Raw genomic sequence first — 13895 nt, 5'->3', positions numbered from 1 at the left:
TCAGAGGGGCTTTCGACGTGGTACCCCCGACCGGATTCGAACCGGCGCTACCGCCTTGAGAGGGCGGCGTGCTAGGCCGCTACACAACGGGGGCTCGCACTGCTGTTGCTGACGCAACCCGCGGAACTCTACTGGGGAGCCCCTCGGACGCACCAATCGCCGCCCACTGGACGGCGATCTCGCTGGGATACTAGGACTCGAACCTAGACTAACTGAACCAGAATCAGTCGTGCTGCCAATTACACCATATCCCACTGTGTTACTGGTGTTCGGCCCGGTTGCCGCGCTGGTCTCCCAGGGGCTCCGGGCCGAGGAGAAACCTTACACGCGGGGTTCGGAGCGCTCCAAAACGTTCGGGGCCTCCCGGTCGACCGTGTTGGACACACCCATCCGGCGCGCGGCCCAGATCGCGAGGCCCAGGTAGACCAGCGACTGGGTGAGCGTCGTCGGCAGCGTCCACCAGCTGCCGCCGGTGGGGTTGAGCGCGCTGGTCATGTCGCTGAAGGCCAGCGCGAAGCCGTAGGCGAGGAAGTTGTTCAGGACGTGCATCGCGATGCCCGCTTCGAGGCCGCCGGTGGCGATCACGAGGACCCCGGCGACCAGGCCGAAGGCCAGGCGGTCGACGAAGACGGGTGGGTCCTGGGCGCCGTGGGCGAGCGCGAACAGCACCGCGGGCAGCAGTACGGCGGCTGCCCGCGCGGCCCACGGCCCGAACGACGAGAACAGCCCGCCGAAGGCCTGGGTCAGGTAGCCGCGGAACGCGAACTCCTCCCCTGCCGCCTGCAGGGGCGTGAGCAGCACGATCACGACCACGAAGTCGCGGATCGTGTCGCTCCACGAGTTGAGCCCGCCCGAGGAGTCGGCCGGGTCGCCGGCCGCCGGCACGAAGCTGCCCACGATCACGGTCGCCACCAGCGCGATGAAGGCAAGGCCGAACGACACCGCCATCCACCGCCATCGCAGCCTGCCGGCGACCGAGCAGACCCAGCCGGGCGGTATGCGGTGGAAGGCCCAGGTCAGGAACAGCGCGACCGGGATGGTCGCGGCGAGCGAGAGGTTCAGGTACGCCAGCAGCGACGGCGTGACGTGGGCGGTGTCGCTGAGCGCGTTGGTCCGGTCCTCGACGTCGCCGCCGTCGGCGAGGAAGAAGACCATGAACCCGACCAGCAGCACCAGCTGCGCGACCAGGACCAGGAACACGCCGGCCAACAGCCCGGCCAGCGGCCGCCACCAGCCGGTCGGGCCCCACCGGCCGACGTACCTCTGGACCAGGTGGTACTCGACCTCGGTCATCGCGGCGGCACCATCGGGCCGGGGCTCCATCAGGCGACCGCCGCCGCGAGGCGGGACAGCGACCGGTCGCGGCCGAGCAGCTCGAGGGACTCGAACAGCGGCGGCGACACCTTGCGGCCGGTGACCGCGATCCGGACCGGTCCGAAGGCCAGCCGCGGCTTGAGCCCGAGCTCGTCGACCAGCTTCGACCTCAGGGCCGCCTCGATGTCGGCGGTCGACCACGTCTCGAGCGCGGCGAGCGCCTCGTGCGCCGCGCGTACGACGTCGCGACCCGCGTCGTCGAGCTCGTCGACCAGCGTGAAGGACTCCTCGTCGGCGAACAGGAAGCCGAGCATCGGCGCGGCCTCGGTCAGCTTGTTCATCCGCTCGGCCACCAGTGGCATGGCCAGCTCGAGCAGCTTGGCGTCGGCGTCGTCGACCGGGTCGGTGAGGACGCCCTCGGCCTGGAGGAACGGGATCACTCGGTGCGTCAGCTCCTCGATCGGCAGCATCCGCATGTGGTCGGCGTTGATCGCCTCGGCCTTCTTGATGTCGAAGCGGGCCGGGTTGGGGTTCACGTCCTTGATGTCGAAGGCCTCGACCATCTCCTCAACGGTGAACACGTCGCGGTCCGGCCCGATCGCCCAGCCGAGCAGGGCCAGGTAGTTGAGCAGCCCCTCGGGCAGGAAGCCGGTGTCGCGGTACATGAACAGGTGCGACTCGGGGTCACGCTTGGAGAGCTTCTTGTTGCCCTCCCCCGTCACGAACGGCAGGTGGCCGAACTCCGGGACGACCTTCGAGATGCCGAGCTCGACCAGGGCCTCGTGCAGCGGGATCTGGCGGGGCGTGCTCGAGAGGATGTCCTCGCCGCGCAGCACGTGGGTGATCTCCATCAGCGCGTCGTCCACCGGGTTGACCAGCGTGTAGAGCGGGTCGCCGTTGGCGCGGCAGAGCGCGTAGTCGGGCACGAACTGGGTCTCGAAGGTGATCTCGCCACGGACCAGGTCGGTCCACGTGATCGACCCGTCGGGCATCCGGAACCGCACCACCGGCCGTCGTCCCTCGGCCCGGAACGCCGCGACCTGCTCCTCGGTGAGGTCGCGGCAGAAGCCGTCGTACCCCTGCACCTTGGAGCCGGCCGCCTTGCGCCGGGCGTCGACCTCGTCGGTGGTGCAGTAGCAGTCGTAGGTGAACCGCGAGTCGTGCAGCTTTGCGAGGACGTCGCGGTAGATCTCGCCGCGCTCGCTCTGGCGGTACGGCGCGTGCGGGCCGCCGACCTCGGGGCCCTCGTCCCAGTCGAGGCCGAGCCAGCGCATCGCGCCGAGCATGGCGTCGTAGGACTCCTCGGTGCTGCGCGCCTTGTCGGTGTCCTCGATCCGGAAGACGAAGGTTCCCTGCCCGCCGTTCAACGCAGCATGGCGGGCGAAGACCCAGTTGTAGAGCGCGGTGCGCGCGAAGCCGACGTGCGGCGAACCGGTCGGTGAAGGGCAGAACCGGACGCGGACTCTCCCCTCCGTCATCGCTTGGCCACCGGGTTGGCCAGCGAGCCGAGCCCCTCGACGGCCACCTCGACCTCGTCGCCGACCTGCATCGGACCGACGCCCTCGGGGGTGCCGGTGAGGATCACATCGCCTGGCAGGAGCGTCATCACGCTCGACACCGCGGCGACGAGCGTCGGGATGTCGAAGATCAGGTCGGCGGTGCTGGCGTCCTGCACGACCTCTCCGTTGAGGAAGGTCTGCACCCGGCGACCCTTCGCGAAGTCGTCGGGGTCGAGGTCGGTCTCGATCCACGGGCCGAGCGGGCAGAAGGAGTCGAACCCCTTGCCTCGGGTCCACGTCGAGTCCTGCTTCTGCAGGTCGCGGGCGGTGACGTCGTTGCCGATCGTGTAGCCGTGGATCACGTCGGTGGCCTGCTCCGGCGGCACGTCCCGGCAGATCCGGCCGATGACCACCGCGAGCTCGCCCTCGTAGTGGAGGTTGCTTGTCTGCTGGGGGTAGAAGATCGGGTCGCCAGGACCGACCACGCTGGTGTTGGGCTTGAGGAACATCAGCGGCTCGTCGGGCACGTCGTTGCCGAGCTCGGCCGCGTGCGCGGCGTAGTTGCGCCCGATGCCGACCACCTTGCTGCGAGGCAGCACGGGCGCGAGCAGGCGTACGTCGGCCACCCGGTGCTCCTCCTCCAGGAGCTTGATCCCGACATAGAGCGGGTCGCCGGCCAGCGCGACGATGACCGCGTCGTCCTCCAGCTGGCCGTGGGCGTCGAGCTCCCCGGTGATGACGCCGTACTGGGGGTCCTCACCGGTGGTGAATCGGGCGATGCGCACCCTTCGAGCCTATCGAGGCGCCCGTGACCGATGATCGCCAGATGACGCGCATCGCAGTGACCGGTGCCCGCGGCCGGCTGGGCGGGCAGGTCTGCTCGCTGCTCGCGGGGCACGACGGCATCGAGGTGCTGGCGCTCACCCGGGCGGTCGCCGACTACGACGACCGGCCGGCGCTGACGGCGGCGCTCGCCGGCGTCGACACGCTCGTCCTGGTGAGCAGCGACGGCGAGGCCGAGCTCGTCCTGCAGCACCACCTCAACATCGCCGACGCTGTCGTGGCGAACGACCTCGCGCGCGTGGTGGCGCTGTCCAGCGTCGACCACGACGTGCGCTCGCCGTTCTGCTACGCGCGGGTCAACGCGCTGACCGAGCGGGCCCTGGAGGAGACCGGGTGCGCGGTGACCGCGGTGCGGGCCTCGATCTACACCGAGTTCTTCGACACCCTCGTGGAGCTGGCGACGGTCGGCGCCGAGGTCCGGCTACCGGCCGGCGACGGGCGGGTGGCGCTGGTGGCACGTGAGGACGTGGGCCGGTGCCTGGCAGCCTCGGCGCTGGCGACCGAGCCGACGGCGTACGGGGTGACGGGTCCTGCTGCGCTGACGATGGACGAGGTCGCCGCGGCGAAGGGGCTCGGCTACGTGCCGATCGAGGAGGCGGAGTTCCAGGCCCACCTGGCTGGGCGGGAGTCGCCGTGGTGGTCGTATGCCTACACGAGCATGTTCGCCTCGATCCGGGAGCAACGCTGGGACGTCGTCAGCGACGCCGTCGCGCGGCTCACCGGACGACCTCCGACGCCCGCGTCCGGATCGCGAGGCCAACGCGGGTAGCCACCGCCCGGGACACCGAAGAACTCCTCCAGCGTCCGCACACCCTCACGCCTCAGCTCGGCCGCGAGCGGCCGGCCGACGTAGCGCAGGTGCCACGGCTCCGGCGCGTAGCCGGTGACCGCCGTCGTCGCCGGCTGGTAGCGCACGACGAACCCCCAGCGCCACGCGTTGTCCGCCAGCCAACGCCCGGCGGGCGTGTGCGCGAAGCACGGCTCGAAGTCGCACGCCGGGTCGCCCGGGGTGATGAGGTCCACGGCCAGACCGGTCTGGTGCTCGCTGTAGCCGGCCCGGGCCGAGACCCGGTCCGCCTCGGCCTCACCCCGGGCGGCCGCGGTGGCAGCGTGCACGTGGAGCTGGTAGCCGTAGGAGCGGAACGCGCTCTCGATCTTCAGCCCCAGACCCCGGCGGTCGCCGGCATCGAGCAGCCGCTCGAGGGGCTTCGCGGCTGCTCTCGCCACCTGGTAGCCGCGCACGATCTCGATGTCTGGCCGGTAGTCCGACGGCTCGACCGGGTGGGTCTTGTTGACGATGACCCAGATGCTGCCCGGGTCGGTCGTGGAGTGCGCCGCCCTGTCGAAGGGCTCCTGCCTCGGAGCCGGGAGTGCCGGCCGGGCCAGACCCGTCGGTGCGGTTGCAGCCGCCGCCCGGCCCGGATCGGTGCCGTGCGTGTGGACCGGCCTCGAAGGTGCGAGCACGAGCACGCCGGCCACCGCCAGCGCGGTGGCCGTCGCTGCGACCCCGGCCAGCCTCCACCTCACGCCCTCCTGACGGGTGCGGCGGCTCCGCAGGTTGCCGCGGCGCCATCGTGGTCGAGCAGGGCGTTCTGCGCCCGTCTCGACAACCCCGCAACGAAGGCACCCGCCCAGCCACCCGCCGGTCGAGCCTGTCGAGGCCACCGCAGCCCGCGCTGGGCGCCGACCCTGCGGACATCTCGACAGGCTCGATGAGCGGTGGCCCGGTCCCAGCCCCGGCTCGGCGAAGTGAGTGAGTCCCAGCGCCGGCTGCGGACGTCTCGACAAGCTCGATGCGCGGGGACCCGGTCCCAGCCCCGATCCCGAACGTGACCTCCCACCTATCCTGAGCCGGTGCCGGTCCTCGACGCGGAGCGCGAGCTCGTCGTGCTCGACGAGCCGGTCTGGCGCGCCCGTGCCGAGGCGCACGAGGCTCGCGTCGACGAGCTGGTCGCGGACCACCTCGCCCGACGGCGGTCCGGGGTGAAGCACCCGGTCCACGACTTCCTGTTCACCTACTACTCCTTCCGCCCGGCGCAGCTGCGCCGCTGGTCACCCGGGTACGGCGTGGCGCTGGCCGGCGGGCCCGACCCGGTCCCGGTCGCGGACATCGTGGCCCGGCGCGACCTCATCGAGGGCACCCACGCCCTGCTGGTCGCCACTGCGGGCCGGCCGGCCAACTTCGGCTGCTTCGGCATGCACGAGTGGGCGATGGTCTACCGGCTGGCCGAGGACGAGACCCGGCACCCGGCGTACCCGCTCCGGCTCGGTCCCGACGGCACCGACGCGGTGGTCGAGGGGCACCGGATCGCCTGCTCGCACTTCGACGCCTACCGGTTCTTCACCGGCCCGGCACGGCCGCTCAACTCCTTGGCCCCGCAGGCGCACGACCGGCCGGCCTTCGAGCAGCCCGCCTGCCTGCACGCCGGCATGGACCTCTACAAGCACGCCTTCCGGCTGAGCCCGCTCGTCCCCTCCGAGCTGGTCGCCGACTGCTTCGAGCTGGCCCTCGACATCCGGGTCCTCGACATGCGGGCCTCGCCCTACGACCTGTCGGAGCTGGGCTACGAGGCGGTCCGGATCGAGACCGCCGGGGGCAAGCAGGAGTACGCCGCCACCCAGCGCATGTTCGCCGAGCGCGGCGCCCCGCTGCGACGGGCGCTCATCGCCGAGTCCCAGCGGCTGCTGCGCGCCTGCGGTCAGGAAGGGGGCGGGTCGGGTCAGTCGATGTCCTCGCCGGCCAGCGCCTTGGCCGCCAGCCGCTCCTCCTCGCTGACCTCCCACACCTCGTAGGCGGCGTGCAGCGCGAGCGCGATGATGAAGCAGCCCAGGATCAGGTCGGGCCAGCCCGAGTCGGTCCACAGGGTGACCAGGGCCATGCCGATCACGGCCAGGTTCACCAGCGTGTCGTTGCGGGCCGAGAGGAAGGCTGCCCGGCTCAGTGACCCGCCGTGGCGGCGGAACGGCGCGAGGAGCCACGCGCTCGTCCCGTTGACGACGATCGCGCCGAGGGAGGCCAGCACGATCGGCAGGACCTTGGGTGTGGCCGGGTCGGAGAAGCGCTGGACCGCTTCCCAACCGGCGACGCAGGCCGGTCCGAGGATGATCGCCGCCATGACCTTGCCCATGACGGCGCGCCTGGCCAGCGGCCACCCGAGGGCCACGTAGATCAGCAGGTTGATCGAGGTGTCCTCGAGGAAGTCGACGCTGTCCGCGAGCAGCGAGATCGAGCCGGCGTAGAGCGCGACGGTGAACTCGACGAAGAAGTAGGACAGGTTCAGCAGCGCGACGGTGAGTACCGCGCGACGCAGGGCAGGGGCCTCGGGCGATCGCAACGCGCGCCTCCTAGCTCACGGCGGGGTCGGCCAGCCCGAAGCCGATCGAGTCGGACCCGGCGCCGCCGATCTTGAGCGCGAAGGTGACCTGTCCGTCGAGCTTCGCGTCCTCGGCGCCGGGGAAGACGAGCATCACGGGGCTGGTCCGGCCGGCCTTGATCAGGGCCGGGCCGGCGGCCTGGCTGCCCTTCAGGACCTGGTCGCCCTCGATGTAGGTTCCCGGCCTCGCCGACAGCCCGACCTCGGCGGCGGTGATCGTGAGGACCACCTCCAGCACGCCGCTCTGGGGCAGCCGGTAGGCGTACTCCGGCTGCACGTCGTAGAGGCCCTCCGAGGAGATCGGCGCCTGGCCGGTCAGGTCGACGAACGAGTCGTCCAGCATGATCCCGCTGACCGAGAAGCTCGTGAGCTTGCCGTCCTTGCCCTCCAGGTCGGTCCAGGTCGCGCACCTGTCGTCGCTCACGCAGGCCTTGAAGCCCCGGTCGACGTCCTCGACCTCGACGTCGGCCGGCGCGTCCTCTCCCGCGGCAGCCCAGGCTGTCGTTGCCAGGCCGATGAACCTCGCGTAGGCCTGCGCCGGCGAGCCGTCGGCGGCGATCTCCTCCGCCTTCGTGACCTGCTCGGGGTCGCCGCTGGTGATCGCCTCGAAGTAGGTCCGCAGGTCGGCCTGTGACGGCAGCCCGGGGCCCGACGGCGGCTCCGGGTCGCCCCCGCAGCCGGCGAGCAGGGCGAAGCCCAGGCCGACGCACATGGCGGCAGCCACCCCCGGGAGCCCGGCACCGTGCAGGGCGGGCAGACGCAGCCTCACGACGCCGATCATGCCCGCCAGGACCTAGAGGACTAGCCCTGTGTGAGCATGGCCCCATGCGTGTCCTCGGGCTGGTGGCCGTCCTGGCAGCCGTGCTCGGGCTGGCCGCGCCGGCCGAGGCCCGCGACCCGCGCTGGCACTTCTACACCGACGATAAGCACCACTACACCTCGCCGTGGTACGCCGGCGCGCACCGGATCATGATCCCGTTCGGCTGCACCGTGGCGCCCTACTACGACCACGACCCGCGCTGCCCGGGCCGGCAGGGGTTCCACCACGGCATCGACGTCGCGATGCCCTGCGGCACCAAGCTGTACGCCGGCCGGCGCGCCAAGGTGGTCGACCACAGCAGCCTCGGGCCGGCGTACGGCGACAACCCGGTGCTGCTGCGCAACCGCAAGCTCGGCTGGGACCTGGTCATCGGCCACACCCGCAAGGTGTTCGTCGAGCCGGGCGACAAGCTGCACCGTGGCGACCTGTTCGCGCTGGCCTCCGACAACGGCGCGCCCGACGGCTGCCACCTGCACTTCGAGCAGCGGGCGGTCGAGGGCGGCCTCTCCACCGCAACCCGGCCGCGAGCGCTGCTCGCCCTGACGGCGAGGCCATGAGGCCGGACGACGCCCGGCAGGAGCGGGTGCTCCGCAGCTTCTTCACCGACGACGGCCGGTTGCACACGATGCCGAGCCGGCACGCCAAGCTGCTGGTCGTGCTGGACCGGCTCGCGCAGGAGTTCGAACCCGGGAGGACCTACCCGGAGGCCGAGGTCAACGACGTGCTGCAACGGTTCCACCCGGACTACGCGGCGCTGCGGCGCTACCTGGTCGAGAACGACTTCATGACCCGCGACGGCGGCGTCTACTGGCGCAGCGGCGGGACCTTCGAGGTATGACGCAGACGATCACCGGCGCTGTGGTGGACGTCTCGACGGACTGACCAGTGGGGTACGGCAAACTGCACGCCATGAGTGCCTCCTCCTTCGACCAGCTGGCCGACGCGATCCTCGACGGCAAGCCCGCGACCGAGGACGACGCGCTCGCCGTGCTGCGAGCCCACGACGACGAGCTCCTGGACGTGGTGGCTGCCGCGGGCCGGCTGCGTCGCGACCACTTCGGCCGCACCGTGAAGGTCAACTACCTGGTCAACCTCAGGTCCGGACTGTGCCCCGAGAACTGCGGCTACTGCTCGCAGGCGCTCGGCTCGTCGGCGGACATCCTGAAGTACAAGTGGCTGAGCCCCGAGGACGCGCTCGGGCAGGCGGCCGCCGGGCTCCGGGGCGGCGCGACGCGGGTCTGCATGGTCTCCAGCGGACGCGGTCCGACCGACCGGGACGTCGACCGGGTGGCCGACATGGTCGGGACGATCAAGGCCGAGCACCCCGAGGTCGAGATCTGCGCCTGCCTCGGCCTGCTGGCGGACGGCCAGGCCGAGCGGCTCCGCGCGGCCGGCGTGGACGCCTACAACCACAACATCAACACCGCCGAGTCCCACCACGACCAGATCGTGCAGACCCACACCTACGCCGACCGGGTCGACACCGTCGAGAAGGTCAAGGGCGCGGGACTCTCGCCCTGCAGCGGGCTGATCGCCGGGCTGGGCGAGACCGACGAGCAGCTTGTCGAGGCCCTCTTCGCGCTCCGCGACCTCGGCTCGGACTCGATCCCGGTCAACTTCCTGATGCCCTTCGACGGGACCGCGTTCGAGAACGTCTGGAACCTCACCCCGGTGAGGTGCCTGAAGATCCTGGCGATGGCACGGTTCGTCTGCCCCGACCGGGAGATCCGGATCGCGGGCGGCCGGGAGATGCACCTGCGCTCGCTGCAGGGGCTGGCGCTGCACGTGGCGAACTCGATCTTCCTCGGCGACTACCTCACCTCCGAGGGCCAGGCCGCCCAGGCCGATCTCGAGCTGATCCGCGACCACGGCTTCACCGTGCTGGGTGCCACGCCGGCGGACGAGGCCGGGCCGGTCTCGCACGACCCGGCCAAGCGCCGCCGCGGCGCGGGGACGGCCGTCGCACCCAATGCCTGATACGCCCGAGGAGCTGCTCGCCTACGACCGCGGGCACGTCTGGCACCCCTACACCTCGATGACCGACCCGACGCCGGTCCGCCTGGTCGAGTCGGCGTCCGGCGTACGCCTGCACCTCGCGGGTCCCGATGGCGGCACCGAGGTCGTGGACGGTATGTCGTCATGGTGGGCGGCGATCCACGGGTACGCCGTGCCGGAGCTCGACGCCGCCGTACGCCGACAGCTCGACGACATGGCGCACGTGATGTTCGGCGGGCTGACCCACGGGCCGGCCGTCCGGCTGGCCGAGCGGCTGGTCTCGCTCGCCGCCCCCCTCGGATCGGACCGGCGGCTCGAGCACGTCTTCCTGGCCGACTCGGGCTCGGTCTCGGTCGAGGTGGCGCTGAAGATGGTGCTGCAGCACCAGCGCGGGCTCGGCCACCCGGAGCGGACCCGGATGCTCACGGTGCGCGGCGGCTACCACGGCGACACGTTCGGCTGCATGAGCGTGTGCGACCCGGTGGGCGGGATGCACTCGATGTTCACCGACGTGCTGCCCCAGCAGGTCTTCGCTCCCCAGCCTCCTCCCCCGGGCGGCGACGTCGCGGCCTGGGCGACGTCCTTCCGCGCGCACGCCCGCGCCCACGCCGACGAGCTGGCCGGGATCGTCGTCGAGCCGCTGCTCCAGGGCGCCGGCGGGATGTTCGTCTACGACGCGGAGTGCCTGCGCGTGATGCGCGAGGTCGCCGACGAGCACGGCCTGGACCTGGTCCTCGACGAGATCGCGACCGGCTTCGGCCGGACCGGCACCTTCTTCGCCGCCGAGGCCGCAGGCGTGACGCCCGACGTGATGTGCGTCGGCAAGGCGCTGACCGGCGGCTACCTGTCGCTGGCCGCGGTGCTGTGCACCGGCGAGGTGGCGCGCGGGCTGTCCGCGTCCGAGTCGGGCGTGCTGATGCACGGGCCGACCTACATGGGCAACCCGCTGGCCTGCTCGGTCGCGGCGGCGAGCCTCGACCTCCTCGAGACCTCGGACTGGCGGTCCAACGTCGCCCGCGTGGGCGCCGGGCTCGCCGAGCTGTCGTCGCTGCGCGGCGCACCAGGCGTCGCGGACGTGCGCACCATCGGCGCCGTCGGCGTCGTGCAGCTCGACCACCCGGTCGACGTGGTCAAGGCGACCGACGCCGCTGTCGAGGAGGGCGTCTGGCTGCGGCCGTTCCGCGACCTCGTCTACACGATGCCGCCCTACGTCACCTCCGACGAGGACGTCGCGCGGATCTGCGCCGCGATCGAGCGCGCGGTGGCCGTGGCATGAACCGCTGGCAGGAGTGGCTGGCCGCCGAGTCCGCGGTCCGGGAGGCGGCGGGGCTGCAGCGGAGCCTGCGGCCGCGGCCCGCCGAGGGGGCGACCACCGACCTGGCCGGCAACGACTACCTCGGGCTGTCGCGCGACCCGGCGGTCGTCGAGGCCGCCGCCGCTGCTGCCCGGAGATGGGGTGCCGGCGCGGGCGCATCCCGGCTGGTCACCGGCACGCTCGAGCTGCACGCCCAGCTCGAGCGCGAGCTCGCGGCGTACCTGGGACAGCCCGCAGCGCTGGTCTTCTCGACCGGCTACCACGCCAACCTCGCCGCGGTCGCCGGGCTGGCCGGCCACGACGCGCTGGTGGTCTCCGACGCCCACGTGCACGCCTCGCTGGTCGACGCCGTGCGGCTGTCACGGGCGGCGCTCGAGGTCGTGCCCCACCACGACGTCGCGGCGGTCGAGCGGGCGCTGGGCGGTGCCGGGGAGCGGCGGGCGCTGGTGCTGGCCGAGTCGGTCTACTCGGTCCTCGGCGACGAGGCACCGCTGGCGGCGCTGGCCGCGGTGTGCGAACGGTACGACGCGCTGCTCCTCGTCGACGAGGCGCACGGCCTCGGCGTCCGCGGCCCGGGGGTGGTGCGCGAGCTGGGGCTGGCCGGCCTCCCCCACGTGCTCGTCACGGCCACTCTCTCGAAGGCGCTCGGCAGCCAGGGCGGTGCCGTGCTCGGCCCCGAGTCCGTGGTGGACCACCTCGTGAACCGGGCTCGGGCGTTCATCTTCGACACCGGTCTGGCCCCGGCTGCGGCCGGCGGCGCGCTCGAGGCGCTGCGGCAGCTCCGGAGCCGGCCCCAGCTGCCCGAGGTCGTACGCCGCCGGACCGTCGACCTCGCGGCCGCGCTCGGGGTCGAGCCTCCTGCGGGCGCCGTGCTCTCGGTGCCGATGCCGTCGCCGCTGGTGGCGCTTGCCGCGCAGGCCTCCGCACTGGCCCAGGGCGTCACCGTCGGCTGCTTCCGGCCGCCCTCGGTGCCCGACGGCGTCTCGCGGCTGCGGGTCACGGTCAGCGCCGGCATCACGGATGCGGACTGGGCCCGGGCGGTCGAGGTGCTGGTCGCCGTGGTGAAGGAGCACGCGCCCTGATCACGCTGGTCACCGGGACCTCGACCGGTGTCGGCAAGACGGTCGCGACCGCCGCGTTGGCTGCGACTGCCGAGGGGTCGGTGGTCGTGGTCAAGCCCGTGCAGACCGGCGCGGCGGACGGGGACTCCGACGCCCGCGAGGTCACCCGGCTCACCGGCGTCGAGGCGCAGGAGTGGACGACGCTCGACGCACCCCTCGCGCCTGACACCGCCGCCCGGCGCCAGGGCGTGGAGCTCCCGACCCTGGCGTCGTACGCCGCCCGCATCGCCCGGTTGCCGCAGGACGCGGTGATCGTCGAGGGCGCCGGCGGGCTGCTCGTCCGGCTCGACGAAGACGGCGGGACGCTGCTCGACCTGGCCGCGCAGCTGCGCGCCGAGGTCGTCGTGGTCGTGGCGGCCGGGCTGGGCACGCTCAACCACACCGAGCTCACCGTCGACGCGCTGCGCGCCCGGGGCGTGAGCGTCCGCGGCCTGGTCGTCGGGGCATGGCCGGCCGAGCCCGGGCTGGCCGAGCGTTGCAACCTCGAGGACCTGCAGCGGATCGCACCGCTGCTCGCGGTCATCCCCGAGGGCGCGGGATCGCTGGCGCGCGAGGAGTTCGTGGCCGCGGCCCCGGGGTGGTTCAGCGCTGCCTGAGCACCACGTCGGGTGTCGAGCAGCTGACGGCGACCACGTCGGAGCCCGCGTAGCAGACCCGCACCTTGCTCCGCCCGAAGGGAGCGCGCTTCCAGGGCAGCCGCACGAACGCGGCGCCGCGGGCGACCGCGGTCGATCCCAGCCGCTTCCAGTGGCCGTGCTTCTTCTTGTACGCCGTCACGGTGCCGCCGTCGGTCGGCCACGGCCGCTCGGTGCTCAGGAACGAGATCGCGGTCCACACCAGGCGTGGTCGGCCCGGCGCGGGGTGGACACGTCGGACGTCGAGGGAGACCGAGGAGCCGATCTGACGCACGGACATCGCCGTGCCGACGAAGTGGGCGGTGTCTGGGCCGGAGTGGCCGGTGACGAACGGCTGCAGCTCGTGGCCGACGTCGCGCGCCTGGACGAGGTAGTCGCGGGACTGCCCCTCGGTGATCGGCTGGCCGTCGCGCAGCCACTGGAAGTCGTAGGACTGCGGCGGCGAGCTCCACGAGCCGAGGTCGGCGGTGAGGTAGGCACCGGGGACCGGGGTGCCCTGGGTGGGGCTGTGGCCGACGGCGACGAACGGCGGCTGCGCGGCGGCGTCGACCGCGTCGACCGCGTCAGCGGGCTGCGCGTGCGTCAGCGAGGCGGCGACCAAGGCGAGCGCCACCGACGTGAGCACTCGAGAGAGCACCCGAGCCACCACGGCCCCCCTGACGGTCTCTGGACCGCAGAAGCCTAGCGAAGCCCCCTGTCGGTGCGTGGTAGCCGGCTGCGTGGCGTCGTACAGTCCTCGCCCGCGGCACCGGGGAGAGAGGGAGAGCCATGGGACTCGGAGACAGCCTGAAGAAGTGGGCCACGGCCAAGGCGACGGAGCTGGTCACCAGCGACCGCCAGACCCGCGAGGACGCCGCGGCCGCGGCCGAGGACGCCAAGCAGCAGGCGAGCGACGACGTCGGCGAGCAGCTGCTCAGGGCGATGCAAGCTACGACCTCACCGCGATCGACCGGCAGCGCGAGGCGGCGGGCGCCTCGCT

General features: G+C 72.4%; 14 protein-coding genes, 2 tRNA genes and 1 pseudogene. 8 read left to right on the top strand and 9 right to left on the bottom strand.

Going from position 1 to position 13895, the window contains the following annotated elements:
• Positions 1-18 precede the first annotated feature (18 nt).
• From VFV89_RS24745 to VFV89_RS24725, 5 genes are all read right to left on the bottom strand, one after another.
• Positions 19-94: transfer RNA gene (locus VFV89_RS24745), tRNA-Glu, on the bottom strand.
• Positions 95-182: 88 nt separating this feature from the next.
• Positions 183-254 (bottom strand) — tRNA-Gln (locus VFV89_RS24740).
• Positions 255-321: 67 nt separating this feature from the next.
• On the bottom strand, positions 322-1293 hold the full coding sequence (locus tag VFV89_RS24735; RefSeq protein ID WP_329708659.1) for a CPBP family intramembrane glutamic endopeptidase: 972 nt from the start codon (positions 1291-1293) through the stop codon (positions 322-324).
• 29 nt (positions 1294-1322) lie between these two features.
• Complete coding sequence (gene gltX, locus VFV89_RS24730) at positions 1323-2792, bottom strand: glutamate--tRNA ligase (protein WP_329708658.1); 1470 nt, start codon at positions 2790-2792, stop codon at positions 1323-1325.
• Complete coding sequence (locus VFV89_RS24725) at positions 2789-3598, bottom strand: fumarylacetoacetate hydrolase family protein (protein ID WP_329708657.1); 810 nt, start codon at positions 3596-3598, stop codon at positions 2789-2791. The genes gltX and VFV89_RS24725 overlap by 4 nt, the downstream gene beginning before the upstream one ends.
• Positions 3599-3639: 41 nt before the next feature.
• Here VFV89_RS24725 and VFV89_RS24720 point away from each other — a divergent pair.
• A pseudogene (locus VFV89_RS24720) lies at positions 3640-4143 on the top strand (SDR family oxidoreductase); the annotation flags it as partial.
• A gap of 161 nt (positions 4144-4304) precedes the next feature.
• Here the strand turns inward: VFV89_RS24720 and VFV89_RS24715 are convergent.
• On the bottom strand, positions 4305-5183 hold the full coding sequence (locus tag VFV89_RS24715; RefSeq protein ID WP_329708656.1) for a M15 family metallopeptidase: 879 nt from the start codon (positions 5181-5183) through the stop codon (positions 4305-4307).
• A gap of 327 nt (positions 5184-5510) precedes the next feature.
• Between VFV89_RS24715 and VFV89_RS24710 the strand changes: the two genes are divergently transcribed.
• The gene (locus tag VFV89_RS24710) at positions 5511-6449 is read left to right on the top strand and encodes a 3-methyladenine DNA glycosylase (RefSeq protein ID WP_329708655.1); all 939 of its coding nucleotides are present in this window, start codon (positions 5511-5513) and stop codon (positions 6447-6449) included.
• Here VFV89_RS24710 and VFV89_RS24705 read toward each other — a convergent pair.
• The gene (locus VFV89_RS24705) at positions 6377-6991 is read right to left on the bottom strand and encodes a cation diffusion facilitator family transporter (protein WP_329708654.1); all 615 of its coding nucleotides are present in this window, start codon (positions 6989-6991) and stop codon (positions 6377-6379) included. The genes VFV89_RS24710 and VFV89_RS24705 overlap by 73 nt on opposite strands.
• 10 nt (positions 6992-7001) lie before the next feature.
• A complete protein-coding gene (locus VFV89_RS24700; protein ID WP_329708653.1) occupies positions 7002-7799 on the bottom strand; it encodes a hypothetical protein in 798 nt (265 codons plus the stop codon).
• Between the two features lie 56 nt (positions 7800-7855).
• On the opposite strand from VFV89_RS24700, the gene VFV89_RS24695 reads away from it, so the two are divergent.
• The 6 genes from VFV89_RS24695 to bioD all read left to right on the top strand — a co-directional run bounded on the left by VFV89_RS24695 (position 7856) and on the right by bioD (position 12877).
• Entirely contained in the window at positions 7856-8407 is a 552-nt protein-coding gene (locus tag VFV89_RS24695; RefSeq protein ID WP_329708652.1) for a M23 family metallopeptidase, read from the top strand.
• Entirely contained in the window at positions 8404-8688 is a 285-nt protein-coding gene (locus tag VFV89_RS24690; RefSeq protein ID WP_329708651.1) for a DUF2087 domain-containing protein, read from the top strand. Before VFV89_RS24695 ends, VFV89_RS24690 begins: the two co-directional genes overlap by 4 nt.
• Before the next feature lie 71 nt (positions 8689-8759).
• Complete coding sequence (gene bioB / locus VFV89_RS24685) at positions 8760-9827, top strand: biotin synthase BioB (RefSeq protein WP_329708650.1); 1068 nt, start codon at positions 8760-8762, stop codon at positions 9825-9827.
• Positions 9820-11121: an adenosylmethionine--8-amino-7-oxononanoate transaminase gene (locus VFV89_RS24680; RefSeq protein ID WP_329708649.1), complete on the top strand. Its 1302-nt coding sequence runs from the start codon at positions 9820-9822 to the stop codon at positions 11119-11121. The genes bioB and VFV89_RS24680 overlap by 8 nt, the downstream gene beginning before the upstream one ends.
• Positions 11118-12242 carry an 8-amino-7-oxononanoate synthase gene (locus VFV89_RS24675; protein ID WP_329708648.1) on the top strand — a complete coding sequence of 375 codons (1125 nt, stop codon included), beginning with the start codon at positions 11118-11120 and terminating at the stop codon, positions 12240-12242. The genes VFV89_RS24680 and VFV89_RS24675 overlap by 4 nt, the downstream gene beginning before the upstream one ends.
• On the top strand, positions 12188-12877 hold the full coding sequence (gene bioD / locus VFV89_RS24670) for a dethiobiotin synthase (protein WP_329708660.1): 690 nt from the start codon (positions 12188-12190) through the stop codon (positions 12875-12877). The genes VFV89_RS24675 and bioD overlap by 55 nt, the downstream gene beginning before the upstream one ends.
• Here bioD and VFV89_RS24665 read toward each other — a convergent pair.
• Positions 12864-13553, bottom strand: a complete 690-nt coding sequence (locus tag VFV89_RS24665; RefSeq protein ID WP_329708647.1) for a hypothetical protein — start codon at positions 13551-13553, stop codon at positions 12864-12866. The genes bioD and VFV89_RS24665 overlap by 14 nt on opposite strands.
• Positions 13554-13895: the final 342 nt, after the last annotated feature.

The sequence above is a fragment of the Nocardioides sp. genome, from assembly GCF_036274455.1.
GTDB lineage: Bacteria > Actinomycetota > Actinomycetes > Propionibacteriales > Nocardioidaceae > Nocardioides.
Note: the sequence above shows the minus strand (reverse complement) of the source record. Positions and strands in the feature narration are given on the sequence as shown.